Here is a 22,654-nt window from a genome sequence, read left to right on the forward strand (position 1 = left end):
TCCGAAGGTTCGGCAGCATCCCGGAGGGCTTCTTGGGCCTCTCCGGTCTCTGCTGCGGGGAAAAGGGTGTCGGTCACGGCAGGCGGCTCCACAGCAGGGCGGCGATCAGCGCGGCGGGCGCCATGCAGGCCAGCAGGCGGGGAACCAGGGCCAGCAGCCGGAAAGGCGTGGCGCGAGCGTCGAACGGAGCAACGCGCGGGTCGCCCCAATGCCCGACAGGATCGGCGGACCCGACGACCGGCATAGAGCGGTCGCGGTTGCCGGTGGCGCGGGCAGCGGGGAACAGCGGATCGGCCGTGGTGATGCGAATGTCGGTCACGCTGCGGCTCCCATGCTCACCGGAACAGCCAGGGCCGAACCGGAAGGGTCTGTGTCTGGGGTAGTGGGGTCGGCGTCGTTCGCGGCGTTCAGGCGGCGGCTCATGGCCTCGCCCAGCCGGACGGCGCTGGTGACAGAGCGGACCTGAAGGTCGATCAGCGTCCCGAGGATTTCGCGGGTCAGCGCGTCCTCTTCGGGTTCGCAGGTCGGGCCCCAGCGTTCGCGAAAGTCGCGGATCGCCTCGATGGCGGCGTCAACAGCCGTCGGGCCTACGCTGTCCTTGAGGGCGGTGATTGCGCGGATGCGGTTCATGCCGCCGCCTCGCCGAAATAGACGCCGACGATGTTGTGCTGGCAGAACTCAGCCTCGCAGACGTCGCCCTTCCAGACGCGGACGTAGGGAATGTTCGAATAGACGCCCGGCTTGATGCAGGCCTCGATGCGGGTGACCCCGTTCCGTCCAACGACGTAAGACGCCTCGACGCCGGGGATGGCATCGATGTCGATAGCGCGGATCGGCTGCTCGACGGGATGCTCGGTGATGGGGTGCTCGCTCATGCCGCCACCGCCGAGAACATAGCGGCCTTCGCCACGGTCAGCTCACGCCGCCATTCAGCAGCCTTGCGCTCTCCGATTTCCTTGCGGGCGAGATAGGCGGTCAGGGCGTCGCCCTTGGCCACCGAGATCAGATAGTCGAGGTCGGCGTTCGCCCTGCCCTCTTCCATGGCCTGAAGATCATAGAGCGCGGCGCGGATGGCGCTGTCGCCGACTTCATTCCGGTGCGGACCGAAGTCGCGCAGAGCGGCAGCGGACGATCCGGCATGCAGCGCCATCTTGCGGGCGATCACGGCGGCCGGGCTGATCGGGGCGGCCCAGATTTGATCGGCGATCTGTGCGCCTTCCGGCAGCAGGCGAAGCGCGGCTTCGTGCTTTCCGGGGCGGCGGGTGGTGGGAAGCGACATGTGTCTGTCTCCGTTGATGGAGACGATATTATCGGACTGTCCGATACTGTCAATCGCTTATTCCGATATTTTTATCGGAGGCGCGTCTGAGCGTTTAGGTGTATCGCCACTATTCAAGATTGTGGGGAAGTTATGCTGATCAGAATTCTCGCCGGCGCTGCTGCGCTGTTGTTTGCTACGACCGCCGCTGCGCAGGTCCACGTCCAAGGCTACACCCGTTCGAACGGCACCTATGTCGCTCCGCACACCAGGTCGTCGCCCAACACTGGATCCAGCTACGGTTCAACCTACCGGGCACCGTCGCCGCAGCCGCTCTACGGATCGTCGTCCTCTTCTTCCTCGTCTTCCAACGCTTGCACGGGTCTCTGCTACGGCGAGCCGAGCGCGACGACGGGCCAGCCCCGCAACCAAACCGTTTCAGGATATACGCGTCGGGACGGCACCTACGTCGCCCCCTACACCCGGAGCCGTGGACGTTGAGAGCGGCGCTGATTGTGGCGTCGATTGCCGCAGCGCTTTCAGGGTGCGGCGATAGAGACAAGGACCATCTGGCGCGTGAGGCCTATGCCCGCGCAGATTCAGCCTATGCGATGGCCGATGAACAACGCGTGCGCGCCGACGAGCTTGAAGAGCGCATCCAGGCCCTAGAGACCCGGTAGGATCACATGCGGCGGGTGACCCAGCGCACCCGCCCGATCACCCGGACCCGCTCTTCATCGACCATGTATTCGCCGTGGAGGGGGTTATCGGACTTCAAACGCACCTGCGAAGGCTCGCTGCCGGGCACGCGCTCCAGGCGTTTGCAGACCAGGGCGTCGCCGTCCCAGACGGCAAAGATGCCGGGCAGTCCGAGGCGTTGGTCGGACAGGTCGATCAGGACGTAGTCGCCGCTCGATAGCGTCGGCTCCATAGAGTCGCCGATGACCTCCTGAACGGTGGCCTGCGCCGGCGCCACACCTAGACGGTCCACCACTAGGAAGCGCGGCAAGGTCCAATATCGACGGGTCGTTTCTCGATCCACTGCGAAGCCGCCTCCTGCGGACAGCCTCACGTCGTATTCGGGGACTGCGACAGAATCGGGCGCATCCGCGTTGGCGTCGATCTCGACGGGCTCTTCTGAGGTCTCACCCTCCCCCGGTTCAAAATAGCTGCGGGGCTTGCCGAATATCTTGGCTAGGGCGTCCCGGTGAACGTGCCAGCTCTTCAGGCCGCCGTTCTCGAGGTCGCTGACCGTGGACTGGCCTACGCCTAGCCTCTCTCCAAGTTGCGCCTGAGTCATCCCGATTTCCTTACGGGACTTCTTGAGCTTGGCGGAAAGGGTCAGGGAATCGGCCATCCCCATTTTCTGCCCGATAGAATATCGATGCGCGTCCGATAAATCGGGTATTGCGATTATGGCAGCATCCGATATTATCGGCGCATGTCCGATACGAACGTCATCGATCATCTCACGGCGCCCGACAAGTTCGGCAACCAGGCTCGGCTTGGCGAGGCAATAGGCCTCACCCAGTCCAGCGTTAGCGGGCGCAGGAAGGCGAATAGCCTTTCGCACGACCACATGCGGCGCTTGCTCGAGGTCGGACCGCAGTACGGCGTCGTCATCACGCCGGCCGATTTCTTCCCGGAGCTATCAGACAACGACGCCGCCTCGCAGTCGAAGGCGGCCTGATCGTGAAAGCCGGATCATCAACGCCAAATGCAGAAAAGGCCGGTCCCTCAACCGGCCTGCTCCGCTCTGTCCCGATAGGACGCCGCCAGCTTTCGCAGAGCCCGCGCCGTCTTCTCGTCCTGACCGCGTGCCGACAGTTCGCATCTGTCCGCCGCCGCCCGGTATTCGTCTGCCATCGTGACCCGTCTCCGTCGCTGGAAGTCCACACGGATCACGTTCTGCATTCCATCTTCTCCGTCCGCGGAGATCAGCGCCCCGAGGTCATCCCCCTATGACCTGTGTGGAGCGCGATTTCGTGGACCAAGAAGCCCGACACTTCCCAACCGACCGGACCCTGGGCGAGGCCGTGCGCCAGCTCATCCGCCGCCGCTGGGCCAGCAACGCCGCCAAGCACCTTGAGCGTGAATGGGACCTCGACCCCAAGACGGCGAAGAACGTCGTCCAGGCGGGCAACGTCTCTGAGCGCACCCTGACCAAGGCCATTCGCGCGGAGGGCTGGGGTTTTTTGGCCGCCCTCGGCGAGGAGCTGACCGGCCACACCTACGACCAGCATCTTGAAAACAGAATAGAGGAGACTCGCCGTGTGGAAGAACGTTTGGCGCGTCGTCGCGACCGGGTTCGCGATCTGGAGGCGCGCGCCTCTGAACTGGTCCGCATGGGCCATGGGGTGGGTTCTGGCCTGGATCGGTGACGGCCTGACCGACGCCGGCCTGCGGATCATGGGGCTGGCTGACCGCCTGCGCCGTCGCGCGGAGGCTGCATAGCCATGTGCGACTTCAAACCGGGCGACGAGGTGATCTGCGTCGACGCAGTTGCATCAAAGTTCACGCGCCTAGGCTACGCCCCTCCGCTGGTTGAAGGGCAGACCTACGAAATCAGCGACATTTTTGAGGTCAGAACAGCGCTCAGCGGCAAACTTTCGGGCCAGATTGGCGTGGCGCTTGCTGGACTTGAGTGGGGCGTAAACGGCGTCCGTGGAGCGTGGACTCCCTCCCGCTTCCGCAAGGTCCAGCGCCGCGATCTGAGCACTTGGCTGGAAACGGCCGCCACCGACACCGACCACCTCGACAAGCCCATCAAGACACCGGCGCGGCCCAAGGTTGATGCCCTGCTGAAGCGCGTCCAGTCGGGAGCGTTCGGATGATCATCTCGCTCTTCACCCAATGGGCCAAGCGCGCCCGTCTAGCGAGCGCTCGCCGCGCCTACGCCCAGGCTCGCGCCGAATGGCAGGCCGCGTTCGATCGGCAGGACTGCCGCCGCATGCATGACGCCGGAATCGCCATGCGCCGCTCCAACGCCGCGCTGATGGCCGCCGAAGCCGCCGCCTTGCCGAAGCAACCCCTTCTGCCAACCCCAAAAGGAACCTGACCGTGACCCGACAAACCTTGCGCCGCCAAGCGCTGAAAGCCGCAAAGAAGGCCGCCGCCCATGCCCTACATCAAAGGTCGCTGGACGCGCTCGCAACACTGCGCGCGACCCGGTCACCAGCATCTCTGCCGAAACAGCATCCAGGCAAGCTGATCCCGACCGGCCGCACCTACAAGAAGCCGCGCGCTGAGGCCAACTGGCGTGTCCATGACTTGGCTGTGATGCGAGACGGCAAGCCAGTCCCCACAGGCTGTGAGGCGTCGTTCCACACCACCAAGGGCGCGCGTTGCGTGCGGGTGGCGGCATGATCCCGTCCGAGATTGCCGCTTTGGCAGACGCACTCGCCGAGGCCGAAGGCCGTCCCAGAACCGATGCCGACATCACCAAAGCATGGTCGGTAGCCGAATTTCTCCAACAGCAAAACTATCGAATCCAGGAGATCGCCAAATGAGCGACGCATCATTTGATGCCGGCGGCGACTGCGTCGACGACGTGCTGGCCCTTCTTCATCCAACCGAGAAAGGAGCCTGACGTGGGCTCAGTCAACAAGGTCATTCTGGTCGGCAATCTGGGTCGCGACCCCGAGATCCGCTCCATGCCCAACGGCGACCGCATCGCCAACCTGTCCATCGCCACTTCGGAAACCTGGCGCGACAAGTCCTCGGGCGAGCGCAAGGAAAAGACCGAATGGCACCGGGTCGTCATCTTCAACGACAACATCGTCAAGGTGGTCGAGAACTATGTGAAGAAGGGCTCGACCGTTTACATCGAGGGCGCGCTCCAGACCCGCAAATGGACCGACCAGCAGGGCGTCGAAAAGTATTCGACCGAGATCGTCGTCAGCCGCTTCAAGGGTGAACTGACCATGCTGGGCGGAAAGACCGGCGAGCGCTCAAGCGAGACCAATAGTGAGGGTTACGATCACGGGCTGACCTATCAAAAACCAGCCCAAGCCTACGACCTGAACTCGGACATCCCCTTCTGATGACTGCCAACGACAATCAGAGGGACGAGGTTTGGCGCACGATTCCTTCGTTGCCCCAATATCTCGCGTCGTCGTTGGGGCGCATCATGCGCGTTCCTCATCGCGGACCCATGCCGCACGGCGGAGATCGACATTACGGCGGCGAGCCATACGCCGGTGTGTGGAGCGAAGAGGATCGGCGGTTCATCCTTCAGTTTCGCGGCAAGACCTACAAAGTCGCACGGCTCGTCTGCGAGGCCTTTCACGGTACCGCGCCGGCGGAAAAGCCGGTGTGCATGCACCTTGACGAGAACAGCCGAAACAACCGCCCGGACAACCTCGCCTGGGGGACGCAGAAGGAAAACCTGAACGCTCCGGGTTTTCTTGAGTACTGCCGCACCCGCCATCGGAGGGCCGCGTGATCCAGTTCTCGCTCCCGTACCCCCCAAGTTCCAACAACCTGTTCCCCGGCAAGGCGCGGCGCTTCCCGTCGAAGGCCTACAAGGCTTGGCGGGCGGCTGCTGGCCCCATGGTGCCGGACGGCCGCATCGACGGCCCCTATACGCTCCGCATCTGCTTGGAGCGGCCGGATCGTCGCGCACGTGACCTGGGCAATCTCGAAAAGGCGATCTCAGACCTTCTGAAGGAGCAAGGCCTGATCGCGGACGACCGCTTCATGAACCGCCTTGAAATGTGGTGGTCGGAGCGGACGCCTGCGAAGGGCGCCGTGGCGCACGTCTGGATCAGTCCGATTGCGAGGACGGCATGATCTACGCCCGAGACGTTCTGGCCTATGTCGCCAACGCTGCTGGCGTGAAGGTCATCGACCTGACCGGACCCTGCCGCCGTAGGCCCTACACCTACTATCGCTTCATCGCCGTGTGGGCGATCCGCCAGCTGTGCCAGCACATGAGCTATCCGAACATCGGACAGATGCTCGGTGGGCGCGACCACACAACCATGATCCATGCAGATCGCCGCGCGGAAGAGGAAATGGCCAAGCGTCCTGATCTTCAGAAGATCGCTATGGATGCGCTGGGCCATTTCGCCACGAGCGAGATTGAAAGCCTGGATCACTCCATCGCCCTCGTCTCTGCCGAGCTGGATGCGCTGATGGCCGCCCGCGAAGCCAAGCTGAACGCGGACACCGGCGCCCTGTTTGCGAGGGCCGCATGAGCCCCGAAGTCATCGACGCCCTTGTTGCCGCTGGAGTGACGGCAGAGCAGCTCGCTGCCGCGATCAAAGCCGACTTGGCATCGGAGGCAGACAGGATCGCCGCGCGCCGCGCCAAGGCTGCCGCCAAAAAGCGTCGACAACGCGGGTCTGTCCCGTCGTGTCCCGGGGACATCGAGGGGCAGAAAGGGACTGACGGGGACACTCCTTCCCTCTCCCCTTCCCCCCAGACCCCCAACCCCACACCCATCCACGGGGAGATATACCGCGCGCACGTGAGGGAGCCGTTTCGCAAGTCGATTTGGCCCGGGGTTTCGTGGCGTTCTGGGCGGCCTATCCGAAGCGGAAGGCCAAGGACGCCGCCGCCAAAGCGTTCGCAAAGGCCATGGCCCGGATCCAGGACCCCGACCCGCTTGCCGTGATCCTTGCCGGCATCGAACGCGCCCTGCCCGGCTGGGACGACCCGCAGTTCATCCCCCACCCGGCGACCTGGCTGAACGCCGGAAGCTGGGACGACGAAGCCCCTCAACCCCGCCGCGCCGAGGCCCGAAATGTCCGCCCTGACCGTCACTCCGCCCAACACGACCACCTTTCAGCCGTCGCCCGAGCTATGGCGGCTGCTTGCGACCGGCCCGAAGGAGAACCTGTCCGAGATCGCACAAGTCCCGGCCCTGAAAGCGGAGGCCGCTTCCTGCCAGCGGCAGCTTGAAATCCTTTGCGAGCCGGCCGGGGCCCAGGTCGTGATCGGCGCGCTGGCCCCGCTGGTGATCGTATTCGGCAAGGGCGCAGAGGCCGAAAGCCCGGCGTTCTGGCGGGTTTACACCGATGCCCTTGGCGATCTGCCCCGGATCGCCCTCGATCGCGCCGTCAGCGAATATCAGCGCACCGGCCGGTTCTTCCCCAAACCCGCCGAGATCCGCGACCTGGCGCGCCCCCACGCCGAGGTGCTGCGCCAGGCGGCCTACCGCGCCAAGCAGGCGGCGGAACACCAGCCCGAGCAGCGGATGTCGGACGCCGATCGTCTGCCGGCAGAGAAGGTTCAGGCCCTCATGGCCGACTTCGCCAAGCGGATGGAGGGCAAGGACGTGCTGGAGCGCACCCGAAACCGCAAGGTCCGCCCCGCTCCGTGCGCCCGCGTCGACGAAACCGGCATGAGCGCCGAGGCCCGGGCCCTGCTGGAGCGCCAGGGCACGATCAAACCGAAACCCGCCCATCAGGACCAAGCCGCATGAGCCGCCGCAAGAAGTCGCCCGCCGTCCCCGCCGACATCACAGCCCGCCGCGCCGAGAAGCGGGAGCTGAAGGCCCGAGGCCTGGAGGTCAACGTCGATCCGCGCGACGAGAAGATCGTCGGCATATGGCGCCCGGATTGCTTCAACCTACTGCTGAAGAACAGCCCGGCCGAGGCCGCCGCCGTCCAATGGCTAGAGGATCTGATCCGCACGGCCTCGGGCGAGAACGGTCAGGAGCGCCGCCCCGACTTCATCCGGTCGTCATCCATCGGAGCACCGGGCCAGAACGTCAGCCAGTCCATGATCGACGCCGACGATATGCTGTCCGCCGTCACCGAGCACATGGCGCCACGCGACGCCCGCATGCTGTTTGAGCTGCTCAAGCCGGATGAGGCCTTGCTGACTCGTTGGCGCGATGTCGTGCAGCGCTGCACCGGCGAGACAAACCCCCAAGCCCAGGGCGGCGCCGTTCGGGCAGCGTGCGCCCACCTAGCCCACATCCGAACGATCAGCGACCGGCTGTTGCGAGATCGCAAAGAACGTCGGAAGATGGCGGCATGATCAACCCGAGGCCTGAGTGCGCGATGAAGGCGACAGTTGGAGACGTGATGAGGACGCTCTCCCGCATGGGGTGTCCACCATGGCGCTTGATGCACACCACGGGAGAAGCGATCAGCCTCGTTAAGCGCGATGAGCAAGGGAGTTCTTACCTGCTGCACGGAGGGGTTCGCTACTACCTGGACGGACGCGATGTTTCGGAACCCACTGAGCTAAACCCCCATTGACCGATTAACCGAAGCAGTGCACTTTTCTGAAAGTCGCTTCGCGCGACCCGAGATCGGCCCCGGCTCCCAGACGAGTTCGGGGCCTTTTCAATTTCACCGACACCCGCGCCGACTCCGACGTTGTCCAGCACCGGGACAAGGGACGTTCATCTCGACCGACCAGCGCTGACGATGGCGGGGGCCAGGCGTCCATAGCGTGCACACCCTGCGGCGCGGAGAGGCTTCGGCCTTGGCATAGCAACAGGCAATGGCCGGTCATTCCCGGAACCAGATCACAGGAGACGAGCATGGGTCGCCCGTCTGACTACAGCCCGGAAGTGGCGCAGGAGATCTGCGATCGCCTCTCGCAGGGCGAACCGCTCGCCGCGATCTGCCGAGACGATCACATGCCGGCAGTCCGGACCGTGAGTGACTGGAAGGCTGCGCACCCGACGTTTTCCGCCGACTTCGCGCACGCGCGTGAGGCCGGGTTCGATCAGATTGCCCTGGACTGCCTCGAAATCGCTGACGACACCCGAAACGACACCAAGATGGTCGGGCGTGGCGAGGACAAGCACGAGGCCGCCGACACCGAATGGATCAGCCGGTCGAAGCTGCGGGTCGAGACGCGCCTCAAGCTTCTGGCGAAGTGGGATCCGAAGAGGTACGGCGATCGCGTAGCCCTGACCGACGGTGACGGCGGCAAGCTCGCGCCGACCGTCGTGATGTATCAGCTTCCGGACAATGGCCGCGACTAAGGTCATCAGGCCTCAGCCTGGACCGCAGGAGCAGTTTCTAGCCACCCCGGCGGACATAGCCATCTATGGCGGCGCGGCGGGCGGAGGTAAAACTTGGGGCCTTCTGATGGAGCCGCTTCGGCACATCAACGTCCCCGACTTCGGCGCCGTGTTCTTCCGGCGCTCCACGGTCCAGATCCGCAACGAGGGCGGTCTCTGGGACGAAAGCGCGAAGCTCTATCCCGATCTGGGCGGTGCCCCGAAAGAGCACGTCCTGACCTGGGATTTCCCGGCCGGTACATCGGTCAGCTTCGCCCACCTTGAGCACGACAAGACGGTTCACAACTGGCAGGGGTCGCAAATCCCGCTGATCTGCTTCGATGAGCTGACGCACTTCAGCGCAAAGCAGTTCTGGTACATGGTCAGTCGCAACCGCTCCATGTGCGGCGTGCGGCCCTACATCAGGGCGACCTGCAACCCCGACTGCGATAGCTGGGTTGCGGACCTGATTTCGTGGTGGATCGATCCCAACACCGGACTGCCGATCCGGGAGCGCGGCGGCGTCCTGCGCTGGTTCATCCGCCTGAACGACAAACTGATCTGGGGCGACAGCAAGGAAGAGCTTCTGGCCCTCTACCCAGAGGTGCCGCCCAAGTCGCTGACCTTCATTCCGGCGAGCCTGACGGATAACGCGGCTTTGATGGCCGCTGACCCCGGGTACGTCGCCAACCTCATGGCCCTGCCGCTCATCGAGCGCGAGCGCCTTCTGGGCGGTAACTGGAAGATCAAGAACACCGAGACGCTGGTGTTCAAAAACTGGCGCAAGGTCGAGTTCGACACGCCGCTGGATGCGGTGCTGCGGTTCGGCGCGGACTGGGGCTTCTCGGTCGATCCAACGGTTCTGGTACGGATGTTCATCGGCCGCTGGCAGGACGGCAAGGCGGTGTCGGACCCGACGGGCCGCGTCCTGTTCATTGACCACGAGGCCTACAAGGTCGGCTGCGAGATCGACGAGACACCGTCCCTATTCGCCGGGACCGACAAGGAAGACCCACCGCGCTGGTCGAACAGCCACAATCACCCCGGCATCCCGGGCGCCAAGAAGTGGCTGATCACGGCGGATAGCTCCAGGCCGGAAACGGTCAGCTACATGAAGCGCAAGGGCTTCAGGATCGCGCCGGCCATCAAGGGGCCCGGCTCCGTCGAGGACGGCATCGAGTTCCTTAAGACCTACGACATCGTCGTGCACCCGCGCTGCGTGGAGACGGCGCTGGAGTTCGGCGCCTACAGCTTCAAGGTCGATGAGAAGACCGGCGAAGTCCTGCCTCTGCTGGAGGACAAGGACAACCACGTGATCGACGCCTGCCGCTACGCCGGCGAGGCGGTGCGCCGCGCCAAGAAGCCGACCGTGCCGAACCGGCCCAAGACGCCGAGCGACTACCGCCGAAACGAACAGCCGGGAGGCAGCGAATGGATGGCGGCCTGATCGACACCAGCCTGGACACGTGGAAGCGCCTGTTCACTGAGGCCCGCGACATGACGCGCACGGCCCGGTCGGAGGCGAAGAAGCACCGCCGCTACTACGACGGCAAGATTGATCCGGAGCTAGGTCGCCGCCTTCGCGCTCGCAAACAGCCCGACTTCGTCATCAATCGGGTCCGACCTGGCGTTGAGGGCATGGTCGGCGTCGTCGAGCGGGGCAAGACCGATCCGCGCGCCTATCCTCGCACGCCGCAGGACGAAGGGTCGTCCGAGGTCGCGACCGACACCCTGCGCTATGTCACCGACCAGAACCGCTGGCATCAGAACAAGCTGAAGGCCTTCCGCAACATGCTGGTGGAGGGCGTCGCCGCCGCCATCATTGAGGTTGATGAGCGCCTAGAGGTCCGCATTCGCCGCGGGCGCTACGAGTCCTTCTTCTACGACCCCTACAGCCGTGAGCCGGACTTCTCCGACGCCAGCTACATGGGTTTTGCGGAGTGGCAGTATCAGGACGACGTGGTCGCGCTCTATCCGGAGAAGCGAGAGGTCATCCTGTCGGTCGTAGCCAGGGGCGACACCGGGGATTCGCAATGGGCTGACCGGCCCGACGATCAGACCACCATGTGGGCCGATCCGCGCCGAAAACGCCTGCTGGTCGTCGAAATGTACGCCAAGCGCGGCGGCACATGGATGAAGTGCGTATTCGTCGGCGACGCCACGTTGGAAGAAGGGCCCAGCCCCTATCTCGACGACGACGGCCAGCCGATGAACCCGATCGAGGCCTTTTCCGCCTACATCGACGACGACAACAACCGCTACGGCGTCGTTGCGGACATGGTCGGGCCGCAGGACGAGATCAACACCTACCGCCGCAAGGGCGCTCATCTGGCGACGTTCCGGCAGTTGCAGGAAACTGACCCGTCATCGGCCGGCGCCGACCCGGAGGAAGCCCGCCGTGAGGCTAGCCGCGCTGACGGCGTGATCCCCTCGGGCTGGAATATCGTCCCGACCTCCGACAAGTTCAGCATGGACATGAACCTCCTCGCCGAGGCCAAGTCCGAGATCGAGCGTATCGGCCCCAACCCGGCGATCCTGGGCCGTCAGGGCGAGAACCAATCGGGCCGGGCGGGTCTGGTCCGCCAGCAGGCCGGTTTGACCGAGCTGGCCCACCTGTACGGCGGCCTGGAGGATTGGGAGCTTCGCGTCTTCCGCCAGGTCTGGTCGCGCGTGCGGCAGTTCTGGACCGAGCCGAAGTTCATCCGCGTGACCGACGACGAGAACGCGGTGAAGTTTATCCAGATCAACAAGCCGGTGTATGGCGAGCCGGCGCCGGTGATCGACGAGCTGACCGGCCTGCCGAAGTACGACCCCTTCACCCGTCAGATCGTCATGGCGCCGCAGTTCCTCGGGATGGAGAACGCCGTCGCCGAGATGGGCGTCGACATCATCGTGGATTCCACGCCCGACACCGCGAACATTCAGCAGGAGCAGTTCACCGAGCTCGCCAAGCTGGCCGCTATCTATGGCCCGCAGGAAGTGCCGTTCGATGTGGTGCTGAAGGCGTCGAGCCTGCCGAAGAAGCGCGAGCTGACGGAACAGCTTGAGGCCCGCAAGAAGCAGGGATCCGAGCCGCCGCCGCAGGTCGCCGCCGCCATGGAGCTGGAAATGGCCAGCAAGCAGGCCGAGATCGGCGAGACGCAGGCCAAGACCGAACAAGCCGCCGCCAATGCGCTGAAGACCTTCGCAGAGGCGCAGGCCACCGAAATGCAATCCGCCTGGATCAACCAGCCGGGTTACTGACCGCCTCCGGGTATGACGGGAGACACGACCGCTCTTCGACATGAGCAACGGGCCGCCGCCGTAGCGGGCGCAACGTAAGCCGACGACACCGGCAAGGATCAACCATGAGCGACACTCCCGACTTCCTGTCGGACGAACCCTCGTCCGCGCCTGCCGTCACGCCTGAAGCCCCCGCTGCGCCGGAACCCGCGCCGCAGGAACAGCCCCAGGCCGCTGCACCGCCTGCCCCCGCCCCTGCTGCCCCGGCCGCGGAAGGCGACGAGCCGCCGGCGCCGCATCATGTGCCCCTCTCGACCTTCCTCGACATGCGCGACCGCCTTAACCAGGCCGAAGCGCGGAACCGAGAAAACGAAGAGCGTCAGCGCAGGGCAGAACAGGAAGCGCAACGCCGCCAGGCGCCCGATCGGAACCAAGACCCCGACGCGTTCGAGGACTTCCGGGCCGAGCAAATGGCGCAGGCAGTCACGGCGCAGAACTTCCGGTTCTCGAAGCGACTGGCCGAGGTCTCGCACGGAAAGGACGCGGTTCAGGCCGCGTACGACTGGGGCGTGAAGCGCTGCGACGAAGACCCGCTGTTCAACCAGCGTGTCGCCACATCGGAAGATCCTTTCGACTTCATCATCGCCGAGTGGAAGCGCGACAAGCTCGTCTCGCAGCTCAGCGACACCGATTTCGAGGCTTTCCAGCAGTGGAAGGCCCAGCAGGCTGGACAACCGCCCGCACCCGCCACACCTGCGGCCCCGGCCGCTCCCCCTCGCGCGCCTCGCCCTTCGCTGGCGGGCGCACCATCCGCTGGGCGGTCGTCTGTTCCCGAGGCACGGGACGGCGAAAGCACCTTCGAGCGGATGTTCGGTTCATAAGGAAAACCGATGGCTTACTCTGAAGTGCCTGCCGATCTGGAACGCACCAAGTGGGATTCCAGCTACTGGCAGGAATACGTCAACATGTCGGGCTATGCGGCCTACATGTCGGCGTCTCCGAACGCCCTGATCCAGACCAACCGTGACCTGATCGACGGCGGCAAGGACATCGTCATGTCCCTCGTCGGCTCGCTCAAGGGCAAGGGCGTGGGCGCGGGCCTGTTGACCGGCGCTGAAGAGCGTCTGGGCTTCTACCCGTTCCGCACGCGTCCGGTCTGGCGCCGCAACGCCGTGGTCGTGAAGAAGTCGATGATCCAGAAGTCGGTCGTCGACATCCTGAAGGCCAACAAGGACAGCCTGAAGATCTGGTCGTCCGACGACATGCGCGACCGCATCACCGACGCTCTGTCGGTCGTGGCGTTCGACGATGCCCGCTACGACGAGGACAACGGCGATCAAACCGGCGTCCCCTATGCCGAAGCCACCGCGACCCAGCGCAACAACTGGCTGACGGACAACGCCATCCGCGCGCTGTTCGGCAACTCGGAAGCCAACCTGGTCGCCGGCAACATGGCGTCGTCGCTGGCCAACGTCGACAACGTCAACGACAACTGGGGCGCCACGGTCATCTCCGTGGCTAAGGGCATGGCCCGCAAGCGCGACCGGGTCACCGGCCGCCGTGCGATCCGTCCCTATCGCTCCGACCGTGACGGCCGCGAGTGGTTCGTCCTGTTCCTCCCGACGCAAGCCTTCAACAAGGTCAAGGCCGATCCGGACATCAAGGCGTTCAACAAGGACAGCATCGATCGCAGCGTGGAGTCCAACCCCTACTTCCAGGGCGGCGACCTGATCTGGGACGGTGTCATCATCCGCGAAATCACCGACCTGCCCGTCCTGGGCGCGGTCGGCGCGGCGGGTGCGAACGTGGCGGCCGGCTATCTCTGCGGGGCTCAGGCTCTCGTGGTCGCTTGGGGTCAGGACCCCAAGTCCACGGAACGCAAGGACGACGACTACCAGTTCATCAAGGGCGTCGGCACCGAGGAGCTGCGCTCCGTCGACAAGACGTTCTTCAAGGAGACGGGCGCCGTTGGCCCGGGCACGCAGCACGGCATCGTGACCGTGTTCGCCGCGTACTAAGGAGCACGCACCATGGCGAAAGCTTTCCCCACCCAGGCCGTGGGTTCTGGCAGCGCGCCTGCCAAGACCTCGACCGACTCCAACCAGCTGACCTACGCCGGCGGCCGCATTCCGGTCACCGCCGGTCAGCAGACGGTTGGCGCGCTCTTCGGGACCATTGTGGTTCCGAAGAGTGCTGAGATTGCCCGCGTCACCGTTTCCGCCCCTACGGGCGTGACGGTTGAAGTGGGCGACGCCGGCGACACCGATCGCCTTCTGGCCGCCACCGCCGCCGCCACGGCGCCCGTCTCGGGCATCGCGACGACCGGCTTCGGCTACCAGTACACAGCCGAGACCCTGATCAGCGTTCGCATCGCCACGGCGACGGCGGCGGTGAACGGGACCATCGTCTATTCCGTCGAATACGTCAGCCAGTAAGGGAGGCCTGAAAATGACCACCCAAGCCCGCGTGATCGGCCCAGCTTCCGAGCTGGGTCACTTCGACACCCTCAACTTCTTCGGCAACGAGATCGGCCGCGAGTTCACCGACGTGACGCTCACGCCGGATCAGCTGCGCAAAGCTGAGGGCAACCCCTACATCGAGATCAAGGGCGCCGACGACGCTCTGAGCGATGAGGATCTGCGCAAGGCCAAGGAAGACGAAGCGGAAGCGGAGAAGATCCGTGCTCGCCTCGCCGAGTTGGACATGACCGTTGACGGTCGCGCCTCGCTCAAGACCCTGCGCGGTAAGCTGGACGCGGCCGAAAAGGCCGAGGCCAAGCGCCTGGAAGACGAAGCGGAAGCGGCTCGCAAAGCCGCCGAAGGCTCCGAGGACTGATCCTGACCGCCCCCGGCTTCGGCTGGGGGCGTCTCTTCGGAGGCGACCATGACCATCCGTGAGATCATCGCAGCCGCCATGCGCCGCGGCAAAATCCTCGCATCCGGCGAGACACCATCCGCAGACGAAGAACGAGACATCCTCGCCCGCCTGCAATCCCTCATTCTGGAACACCCTGGCCTGACTGGCGCGCGCTGGCGCGACGTTTACGCCGCCTCTTCCGCCACGATCACCGCCCGCGACGGCGACCGCATCACCGTCGGTGTCTTCACTCCCACGATCGTCAAGCCGACAATCGAGACCTGGTGCGTCACGCGCCGCAATATGCCGGCCTTGTCCCGCATCCACGTGCTGGATGGCCCCGACGTCGGGTTGTTCCTGTATTCGACCGAATGGCGCCGCGCCGATGCGCTGACGTTGGACGATCTGAACCCCTTTGGCGCCGACACCGACAACGGTCTGGTCGCGCAACTCGCCGTGACCATCGCCGATGATTTCGGCGGGGAGATCGGCGCCAAGACTGTGCTGGAGGCCCAGCGCTCCGAGCGCACGATCCGGGGCCGTCTCTACCGCGACCGCGACTGCCGGCGCGAACTGCCCTGCGATTACATCTGATGCAGCTTCCGTTCGGCCTATCAGCTTATTCCCGAGCGAATGGGCGGCTTCCGCCTGTCCGGCTGGTCAATCTCTATCACGAGCAGGCCCCGACCTCGACGACCGGCGCCGTTCTGTTGCCGCGCCCGGGTCTCCAGCTTGAGTACGATCTTGGCGCGCCGATCCGGGGCCTTCGTCGCGATGACGGCGTCTTCAATGGCGACCTTTTCGCCGTCGCTGGAAACAAGCTTTTCCGTGGGGAAGACCTTGTCGGATTAATCGAAGATGATACCTTCCCTGTCGAATGGGCATACACGGTCGATGGGCTGTGGATCGCCTCGGGCGGCATCGTCTATCAGTACGACGGCACGACCCTAACCCCCACAGCCTTCCCCGATAGCGCGCCGGTCATCTCGATCTGCGACATCGACAACTTCCTGTTCGCGGTTCGGCAGGACACCGGGACGGTGTATTTCCGCGTCCCCGGCGACACGACCTGGAACGCGCTGGACTTCTTCTCGGCTGAGCGCGAGCCGGACCCCGCAATCGCCGTCCGCGCCCTGGCTGATGCGCTCTATGTGTTCGGCACGTCATCGATCGAGGCGTTTGCCATCACCGGCGATGTTGATCAGCCGGCCGTTCGCATCGAGGGTCTGGCGATCTCTCGCGGGTGCAAGGATCGGGACAGCATCTCGAAGCTGGACAACACCCTGTTCTTCACGGGTGAGGACAATATTGATTACCGCATAGACGGCGTTCCGCAGCGGATTTCCGATCACGGCATCGAAGAGCGGATCGAAGCGTCGGACGCCGTGCACGCCTTCTCCTACTCCCTTTCGGGACACACCTTCCGCATCATTCGCCTAGACGACGAAACGCTCGGCTACGACGTGGCGACCGGGCAATGGCACCAGCTGGACTGGCCTGTCGCGAGCGGCATCTACGACGGCAAACGGACTTACGTCTCTGCCGGATCGGCCATCCATACGCTTCGGGACCGACCGGACGACAACGGCGCGACCTTCGAGCGCATCTTCACCGCTGTGGCGGCCACCGAAACCGTGGGGGCGTGCGACGCCATCGAGGTCACCCTTTCGCCCGGCACGTCACCGATCGGGAGCGAACCGGCGATCCTGCAGATGCGCTGGTCAGACGATCAGTCGCGCACGTGGTCCGACTGGAAGGAAGCGCAGACCGGATTCGGCGGTCAGTATCGCAAGCGCGTTCGCTATCGCCGGCTGGGCATGATCGACGCGCCCGGGCGGGTCTTTGAGTTCCGCATGTCTGATCCGGTTGAGATCCGGTTCTCAGGTGTCGAGATGAACCCTGCCGGCGGGGGCCGGTCGCGTGGCTGACGGGTTCAAGCTGCCGCGCATCCGGGCGGCGGACACGATTTCCGACAAGGCGGGCAAGGCGGCGAACGCTTTCGTGCGTTTCTGGGACACGGTGATGAAGGCGATCGAGCGTCAGGAGAACGCTCAGACCGACGTGCTGACCCAGCTGGCCCAGGTGCAGGCGAAGCAGGCTCAGCAGTTGGTCTTGATCTATCAAGCTTTGGAGCTCGCTGGCATCGCTATCGACATGAGCGGCGGCGCCGGAAACGCTGGCACGCAGTCTCAGACAATCGACATCGATGGATCAGGCTGGACGCCGGGGCCACGCGTCGATCTGACGGGCGTCGTCGCTGGCGATCTGATCATTCCCAGCACCGGCCTCTATGCGGGACCGACAACAACCCAAGGCGACCAGGGCGAGATCCTTGGTTTCTTGCGTCTGGTCGAAATCATTGGCGCCGCCGAAACTGTTGTTGGCGGTCCATGGAACTTCACCGCGACCCGCTACGACGCCAACCCGGCATCCAACGCTGTCTACATCGCCAATCCGGCCGAGATCCCAGCCTTCACGGTGGCTCGAACCACCACGGGTGCCGTCAGCTACCGCCTCGATGCGATGACCGACACCGTCAACGGCCTATTGAACGTTGTGGCCAAGCTATACGTGAAGCGGTCGGCATGATCGCCACCGAAGCCGATATTCCGCTGATCATGGACCTGTGCCGCGAGGCTCATGTCGGTTCCGTCTGGGAAGACGTGCAGGCCGCGTTCGACCCCGTGAGCACCGAGACATCACTCCGGGCGCTGATGGAAAATCCCGGCGCCCTGGTGCTCGTTTGTGACCGGGGCACGCTCTGGCTGGCTCGGTTTCCGCTCTGGTTCAATCACGCCGAGACCATCACTCGCGAGGTGTTCTTTTACGCCACCAAGAGCGGCGACGCGCTGCGGCGCGAGGGCGAGCGCTGGGCGGGCCCCGGCCTAACCGTGCTGAGCCGCCACGACCGGACGGATCCCCGTCTGGACACCTATTACCGACGGGCCGGCTATCAGCCCATCGAGCACGACTTCATCCGGAGGGCCTGATGGGCGGAATCCTCGACATCTTTGGCGCGTCCAAAACCGCCAAGGCCCAGAAGCAGGCGGCCGACAAGGCAGCGCAAGCCAGCCAGTACGCCACGGATCAGTCGATGGCGCTCCAGCGCGAGCAGTTCAACCGCATTTGGGAGGCAACAGCCCCCAGCCGCAAGCTCGGCGACACGGCGACGGGCCAACTGCAAGGTTTGGCCGACGGCACGATCGACCCCACCAAATGGCTCGAAGCCAATCCCGGCTATCAGACGAACCTCCAGGCTGGGCAGCGGCAGATCAATGCCTCGGCCGCTGCAAAGGGCGGCTTGCTCTCGGGCGACGCGGCGAAGGCGGGTCTGAAGTTCGGCGCCGACTATGCGACAGGCGTCTTCAACCAAGAGCGCAACGCCCTGCTGGCAATGGCCGGGCTGGGTCAAACGGCGGTGAACACCGGCGCCCAGACGGGCCAGGCCACCGCCAACGCCAGCCAGAACGCGCTGCAGCAGAACGCCCAAAACCTCGCCACGTCGTATGGCCAGAAGGCCGATGCCACAGCCGGTCTGTGGGGGACGATCACTGGAACGTTCGGCAACAATGCGCTGGCTAAATACGCCAAGGTTTTCGCGGGAGGCTTCTGATGTCGGCTTTCGACACCTATCGCCAGATGCGCGACAGCACGCTTCAGAACAATCGGCTGGCTGAGCAGGATTTGCTTCGCGAGCAGGACCGAAACGCCTTGCGCATGGCCGGCACGCAATATGCCACCGGCGACGCCACCGGTGCCCGCAACGCCCTGCTGTCGAACGGCATGATCGACGAGGGCCTTCAGCTCGACCGCTACGATCAGCAGGCGTCGCGCCAAGCCACACAGGACGCCCAAGCCCAACGCGACCGGCATTTCGCGACATTGGTCGCCGGCGCCCAAGGTCTTCGCCGTCTGCCGGTAGAACAGCGCTGGCAGGCGTATCAGAGCCGCGTTCTGCCGATCCTACAGCAAGACGGCGTCGATCAGTCGGTGCTTTCTATGATCACCCCGGAAAGCCTGGGCGATATGGATCTCGACAGCCTGATCACGGCGGCGGGCGGCGAGGTCGAACAGCCCCGCTATCTGCAAGGCCAGCGCGGCGCGCTGGACCGGATCGACCCCTACACTGGAGCGCTGACGAGCGTGCGCCAGGCCGCTCAAGAGGACGCCCCGAACGGCTATCGCTGGACGGCTGACGGTGCGCTTGAGCCGATCGCAGGCGGGCCAGCTGATCCGCGAACCGCCGGCGCCCTCGCCGCCTCTCGCCGCGCGCCGAAAACCGGCCGCTCGGGTGGGCGCTCGTCCTCGGGTTCGCCCCGTTCATCCTCGCCCGCCGCCGCACCGGCCGGCCGTCCCTGGGAGCGCAGCTGGTAATGGCGGGTCCGACACAAGGAGAGGTCTATGACGGCTATCGCTTCCTTGGGGGCGATCCGAAAGACCAGAACAACTGGGAGCAAGCTGCGCCTGTCGCTGCGCCGGAATACGGCAATGGCGCCCAGAAGCTCCCGAATGGCGACATCGTCCGCTATGGACCGCGCGGCGGCCTAACCGTGCTGCAGCAAGGCGGCGGCGATGGCGTTGGCAAGCTGACCGAGGGTCAGGGCAAGTCCATCCAATACGGCCTGATGATGCGCGGAGCCGAACAGGACTATCAGCGTGCCCGCGATGAGGGATATGACCCGGCCAGCTTACGCAACCAGGCGGCTGCGGTTGCCGGGTTGATCCCGTTCGATGGCGACTATTTCGGACGCCTGATCCGTGACGACGTGTCCGACCGTGGACGCCAGGCTGAACTGCGCTGGGCGGAAGGCAACCTGCGTCAGTTGACCGGCGCCGCCGCCACCAACCCGGAAATCGCCCGCGTCGCCGCGATCAACTTCGACCGTGGCAACGATCAGCTGTCAGACCAGCGCTACCGCACGCGCGCCGAGACCTATAAGGGAACGCGCTTCGCCGCTGGCCCTGGCGCCTCGGCACTGGGCGACTATCCCGATGCGCCCGGCCGCCTCGCGGTGGATGAGAAAACCGGCCTCCCCAACTACGCCGGCATCGCCTCAACCGTTCAGGGCGTCGACGGCGGCTTTGACATCGGCCCCGACGGCCGACCTGTCGCCCCTGCCCCACAGACCCCCACGCCCGGATCTTCACCGGAAACCGCCATCGACATCGAGAGCGGCATCTCGCCCGACGAAATCCTCGCCCTTCTCCAGAATGGTGGTTGGGTCCGTCGTGGCGACGGCGAGCCCTTTGAGGCGACCGCCAGCCGGGGCGCACCCGCACAGGGCGCGCAATCCCTGCGGCCCGGCCTGAACCTGAACCCCGAGCGATCCGCCGATCAGTTGGTGGAGGGCTATCGCTCGGACCAAGGCGAAGGGTTCGGTCGTAAGGCCAATGCCTTTGGGCGTGGAGCGCTGGACACGGTGACGTTCGGTCTTTCGGACGAGATTGCGGCGGGCATCAATACGGTGCTGCCGGCGCCTTCGTCGGCGGGCACACGTACGGGCTGGAACGGTTCGTGGGGCGACGCCTATCGTCATAACGTCGATTTGGAGCGGGGTCTGGCTAAGGCGGATTCCGAAGATGTGCCGGTCAGCCGCGTCGCGGGTCAGGTGGCAGGCGCTCTGGTCCCAGGCGGCGCAATCGTTCGCGGCGCGGGCATTGGCGGCCGGGCGTTGGCCACGGCTCCGAACGCCCTGCGTGCTGCAGCGGCGGGCGGGGCCTATGGCGGCGCCTACGGCTTCGGCTCTGCGCAAGGCAACGCGCTCCAGCGGATTCCTGAAACCGCAATCGGCGGGGGCGTTGGCGCCGCCACTGGTGCAGTCGCCGCTCCGGTCGCCGGTTTCATCGGCCGCCGCGTCGCCGCGCCGGCCGGCAACGCCCTGCAAGCGGGAAACCGTTTCATCGGCCGTCAGGTCGGCCGGGCAGGAGAAAAACTGAACGTGCCCGGCGCGGCCGCCCTGACTGAGCGCGCCCAGCCGAACGCCCTGCGCTCGGGCATGAACCGCTTCGCCGACCGCATGGGGCCGCAGAGGGTCAACGCCTTGTCGGGCCGCGTGGATGAGCAGACGGGCCTTGGCATCGACGTCACCGCCGTCGACGCGCTGGACGACGCCAGCCTGGGCCGTGTTCGTGCACTGGCCACCCGCGACACCCCGGCCCGTGATCAGGCCGTTCGGTTCGCCGAAGGACGCCGGGAACGCCTGCCCTCGCGCGTCCGCCGCATCGCCAGTGAGGAAGTGTCGTCAGACGCCCGTCCGACGCAGGCCGTAATTGATGATCTGGCCAAGGCCCGCCGAGCCAACGCCGGCGCCATCAACGACTTCGGCGGCGACATGGTCGCCCTAGACGACAACGCCATCCAGGCGCTCCGCAGCGATCTGGCGCAGAGCGCCGTCCAAGCCGCCATCCGCCGCGCTCAAGGCTCAATCGACCCGGCCGAACGCGACGCCGCCAACCGGCTCGCCTCCTTGGCGGATACGGTGCGGGACAACCCGGCCGGCGCCCGCCTGACGGTGCGCGAGGTGCAGGACATTTCGGCCGCCCTACGCAACGCCGCCGACGGCGCTTTCCGCTCTAACGCCCCGGCTGACGGCCCGGTCCTCGCCAACCTCGGCAAGGCCGTCCGTGACGCCGGGCGCAACAGTTCCGAGGGCTATCGGAAGTGGCTGGGGCAGTATGCGGACGACAGCGATCTGCTGGAGGCGGCGACGACCGGGCGCAACTTCGTCTCGGTCAGCGCCGATCCGGTCAGCGCCCGTTCGACCGACGCCTTCGTGGGCCGCGCCGCCGCCGCCACGCCCGGCGAACTGACGGTCCAGCGCCAGGCGGCAGGGCAAGCCATGCAGGCGGCCGGATCCAATCCGACCACGGCGCGCGGCGTGCTGACCAATCTGGCCTACGATGACGACCAATATCGCCGAGCAGCGTCGCTCGGGCTGGATGCCGACCGGCTGAGAGCCCGCGCCGGGGCCGAACTGCGCTCGGTCACTCAGGCCCAACGCGCCAGCCCGCGCGTCGGCTCGGAAACCAGCACCAACGCGCAGGACGCGGGCGGAGCGGCGGGTCTGTCCATCGGTGATCTGGCCAATCCGATCCGAGCGGCGGCAGGCGTGGCCCTGAACCGCATCCGCTCGCGCGGCTTCAACGACCAAGAGGCCCAGGCCATCGTCGAGGCGGTGATTGATCCGGCCCGGACCCAAGAAGTGATCGGTTTCCTGGCTCAGCGGATGACGAAGCGCGAAGCCCGAAACCTTCAGCGGGTCATCCGCAAACAGGTCACCACAGGCCTTCTGTCAGGCCAACAACCGTCAGCATAAAGACCCAAAGCCACAAGGCCGGCTGACGCACGAGCC

The 22,654-nt window shown here is 65.4% G+C and carries 31 protein-coding genes; 26 read left to right on the plus strand and 5 right to left on the minus strand.

Annotated elements, in window-relative coordinates; all coding sequences use genetic code 11:
- Positions 1-73: 73 nt before the first annotated feature.
- The 5 genes from A4249_RS07015 to A4249_RS07035 form a co-directional block, all read right to left on the minus strand.
- Positions 74-319 carry a hypothetical protein gene (locus A4249_RS07015; RefSeq protein ID WP_066551721.1) on the minus strand — a complete coding sequence of 82 codons (246 nt, stop codon included), beginning with the start codon at positions 317-319 and terminating at the stop codon, positions 74-76.
- Positions 316-630: a hypothetical protein gene (locus tag A4249_RS07020; protein ID WP_066551722.1), complete on the minus strand. Its 315-nt coding sequence runs from the start codon at positions 628-630 to the stop codon at positions 316-318. Before A4249_RS07020 ends, A4249_RS07015 begins: the two co-directional genes overlap by 4 nt.
- Positions 627-875, minus strand: a complete 249-nt coding sequence (locus tag A4249_RS07025) for a hypothetical protein (protein WP_066551723.1) — start codon at positions 873-875, stop codon at positions 627-629. The genes A4249_RS07020 and A4249_RS07025 overlap by 4 nt, the downstream gene beginning before the upstream one ends.
- Positions 872-1,279: a hypothetical protein gene (locus tag A4249_RS07030; RefSeq protein WP_066551724.1), complete on the minus strand. Its 408-nt coding sequence runs from the start codon at positions 1,277-1,279 to the stop codon at positions 872-874. The genes A4249_RS07025 and A4249_RS07030 overlap by 4 nt, the downstream gene beginning before the upstream one ends.
- Before the next feature lie 661 nt (positions 1,280-1,940).
- A complete protein-coding gene (locus A4249_RS07035) occupies positions 1,941-2,615 on the minus strand; it encodes a S24 family peptidase (protein ID WP_197458478.1) in 675 nt (224 codons plus the stop codon).
- A gap of 84 nt (positions 2,616-2,699) precedes the next feature.
- Here A4249_RS07035 and A4249_RS16565 point away from each other — a divergent pair, with 84 nt between their 5' ends.
- The 26 genes from A4249_RS16565 (at position 2,700) to A4249_RS07155 (ending at position 22,618) form a co-directional block, all read left to right on the plus strand.
- On the plus strand, positions 2,700-2,948 hold the full coding sequence (locus tag A4249_RS16565; protein WP_066551726.1) for a hypothetical protein: 249 nt from the start codon (positions 2,700-2,702) through the stop codon (positions 2,946-2,948).
- A gap of 295 nt (positions 2,949-3,243) precedes the next feature.
- Positions 3,244-3,639, plus strand: coding sequence for a hypothetical protein (locus tag A4249_RS07045; protein ID WP_156494655.1), 396 nt, complete (start codon positions 3,244-3,246; stop codon positions 3,637-3,639).
- A 75-nt stretch (positions 3,640-3,714) separates the two neighbouring features.
- Positions 3,715-4,092: a hypothetical protein gene (locus A4249_RS07050; RefSeq protein ID WP_066551728.1), complete on the plus strand. Its 378-nt coding sequence runs from the start codon at positions 3,715-3,717 to the stop codon at positions 4,090-4,092.
- Positions 4,089-4,316, plus strand: coding sequence for a hypothetical protein (locus A4249_RS07055; protein ID WP_066551729.1), 228 nt, complete (start codon positions 4,089-4,091; stop codon positions 4,314-4,316). Before A4249_RS07050 ends, A4249_RS07055 begins: the two co-directional genes overlap by 4 nt.
- A gap of 2 nt (positions 4,317-4,318) precedes the next feature.
- On the plus strand, positions 4,319-4,624 hold the full coding sequence (locus A4249_RS16570; protein ID WP_156494656.1) for a hypothetical protein: 306 nt from the start codon (positions 4,319-4,321) through the stop codon (positions 4,622-4,624).
- On the plus strand, positions 4,621-4,767 hold the full coding sequence (locus A4249_RS16575) for a hypothetical protein (protein ID WP_156494657.1): 147 nt from the start codon (positions 4,621-4,623) through the stop codon (positions 4,765-4,767). The genes A4249_RS16570 and A4249_RS16575 overlap by 4 nt, the downstream gene beginning before the upstream one ends.
- 81 nt (positions 4,768-4,848) lie before the next feature.
- Positions 4,849-5,301, plus strand: coding sequence for a single-stranded DNA-binding protein (gene ssb / locus A4249_RS07060; protein WP_066551730.1), 453 nt, complete (start codon positions 4,849-4,851; stop codon positions 5,299-5,301).
- Complete coding sequence (locus A4249_RS16780; protein WP_066551731.1) at positions 5,301-5,702, plus strand: HNH endonuclease; 402 nt, start codon at positions 5,301-5,303, stop codon at positions 5,700-5,702. The genes ssb and A4249_RS16780 overlap by 1 nt, the downstream gene beginning before the upstream one ends.
- Positions 5,699-6,049 (plus strand): RusA family crossover junction endodeoxyribonuclease, encoded by a 351-nt coding sequence (locus A4249_RS07070; protein WP_066551732.1) that lies wholly within the window; start codon positions 5,699-5,701, stop codon positions 6,047-6,049. The genes A4249_RS16780 and A4249_RS07070 overlap by 4 nt, the downstream gene beginning before the upstream one ends.
- The gene (locus tag A4249_RS07075) at positions 6,046-6,456 is read left to right on the plus strand and encodes a helix-turn-helix domain-containing protein (protein ID WP_066551733.1); all 411 of its coding nucleotides are present in this window, start codon (positions 6,046-6,048) and stop codon (positions 6,454-6,456) included. Before A4249_RS07070 ends, A4249_RS07075 begins: the two co-directional genes overlap by 4 nt.
- A 548-nt stretch (positions 6,457-7,004) precedes the next feature.
- The gene (locus A4249_RS07080; RefSeq protein WP_066551734.1) at positions 7,005-7,685 is read left to right on the plus strand and encodes a hypothetical protein; all 681 of its coding nucleotides are present in this window, start codon (positions 7,005-7,007) and stop codon (positions 7,683-7,685) included.
- Positions 7,682-8,245, plus strand: a complete 564-nt coding sequence (locus tag A4249_RS07085; RefSeq protein ID WP_066551735.1) for a hypothetical protein — start codon at positions 7,682-7,684, stop codon at positions 8,243-8,245. Before A4249_RS07080 ends, A4249_RS07085 begins: the two co-directional genes overlap by 4 nt.
- A 511-nt stretch (positions 8,246-8,756) precedes the next feature.
- Positions 8,757-9,206, plus strand: a complete 450-nt coding sequence (locus A4249_RS07090; protein ID WP_066551736.1) for a hypothetical protein — start codon at positions 8,757-8,759, stop codon at positions 9,204-9,206.
- Positions 9,207-9,312: 106 nt separating this feature from the next.
- Entirely contained in the window at positions 9,313-10,671 is a 1,359-nt protein-coding gene (locus A4249_RS16785) for a terminase large subunit (protein ID WP_231868793.1), read from the plus strand.
- Entirely contained in the window at positions 10,656-12,467 is a 1,812-nt protein-coding gene (locus A4249_RS07100) for a portal protein (RefSeq protein WP_066551737.1), read from the plus strand. Before A4249_RS16785 ends, A4249_RS07100 begins: the two co-directional genes overlap by 16 nt.
- Before the next feature lie 104 nt (positions 12,468-12,571).
- Positions 12,572-13,327, plus strand: a complete 756-nt coding sequence (locus A4249_RS07105) for a hypothetical protein (RefSeq protein WP_066551738.1) — start codon at positions 12,572-12,574, stop codon at positions 13,325-13,327.
- Positions 13,328-13,336: 9 nt separating this feature from the next.
- A complete protein-coding gene (locus tag A4249_RS07110) occupies positions 13,337-14,464 on the plus strand; it encodes a phage capsid family protein (protein ID WP_066551739.1) in 1,128 nt (375 codons plus the stop codon).
- Between the two features lie 12 nt (positions 14,465-14,476).
- On the plus strand, positions 14,477-14,881 hold the full coding sequence (locus A4249_RS07115) for a hypothetical protein (RefSeq protein WP_066551740.1): 405 nt from the start codon (positions 14,477-14,479) through the stop codon (positions 14,879-14,881).
- 13 nt (positions 14,882-14,894) lie between these two features.
- A complete protein-coding gene (locus A4249_RS07120; RefSeq protein WP_066551741.1) occupies positions 14,895-15,281 on the plus strand; it encodes a hypothetical protein in 387 nt (128 codons plus the stop codon).
- A gap of 48 nt (positions 15,282-15,329) precedes the next feature.
- Positions 15,330-15,896 (plus strand): hypothetical protein, encoded by a 567-nt coding sequence (locus A4249_RS07125; protein ID WP_066551742.1) that lies wholly within the window; start codon positions 15,330-15,332, stop codon positions 15,894-15,896.
- Positions 15,896-17,230: a packaged DNA stabilization protein gene (locus A4249_RS07130; RefSeq protein WP_066551743.1), complete on the plus strand. Its 1,335-nt coding sequence runs from the start codon at positions 15,896-15,898 to the stop codon at positions 17,228-17,230. Before A4249_RS07125 ends, A4249_RS07130 begins: the two co-directional genes overlap by 1 nt.
- Positions 17,223-17,891 (plus strand): hypothetical protein, encoded by a 669-nt coding sequence (locus A4249_RS07135; protein WP_066551744.1) that lies wholly within the window; start codon positions 17,223-17,225, stop codon positions 17,889-17,891. Before A4249_RS07130 ends, A4249_RS07135 begins: the two co-directional genes overlap by 8 nt.
- Positions 17,888-18,292 (plus strand): hypothetical protein, encoded by a 405-nt coding sequence (locus A4249_RS07140; RefSeq protein ID WP_066551745.1) that lies wholly within the window; start codon positions 17,888-17,890, stop codon positions 18,290-18,292. Before A4249_RS07135 ends, A4249_RS07140 begins: the two co-directional genes overlap by 4 nt.
- Positions 18,292-18,915 carry a hypothetical protein gene (locus A4249_RS07145; protein ID WP_066551746.1) on the plus strand — a complete coding sequence of 208 codons (624 nt, stop codon included), beginning with the start codon at positions 18,292-18,294 and terminating at the stop codon, positions 18,913-18,915. The genes A4249_RS07140 and A4249_RS07145 overlap by 1 nt, the downstream gene beginning before the upstream one ends.
- A complete protein-coding gene (locus A4249_RS07150; protein ID WP_066551747.1) occupies positions 18,915-19,676 on the plus strand; it encodes a hypothetical protein in 762 nt (253 codons plus the stop codon). The genes A4249_RS07145 and A4249_RS07150 overlap by 1 nt, the downstream gene beginning before the upstream one ends.
- On the plus strand, positions 19,676-22,618 hold the full coding sequence (locus A4249_RS07155) for a hypothetical protein (RefSeq protein ID WP_066551748.1): 2,943 nt from the start codon (positions 19,676-19,678) through the stop codon (positions 22,616-22,618). Before A4249_RS07150 ends, A4249_RS07155 begins: the two co-directional genes overlap by 1 nt.
- Positions 22,619-22,654: the final 36 nt, after the last annotated feature.

It is taken from the genome of Brevundimonas sp. GW460-12-10-14-LB2, from assembly GCF_001636925.1.
In the GTDB taxonomy this organism is placed as follows: domain Bacteria; phylum Pseudomonadota; class Alphaproteobacteria; order Caulobacterales; family Caulobacteraceae; genus Brevundimonas; species Brevundimonas vesicularis.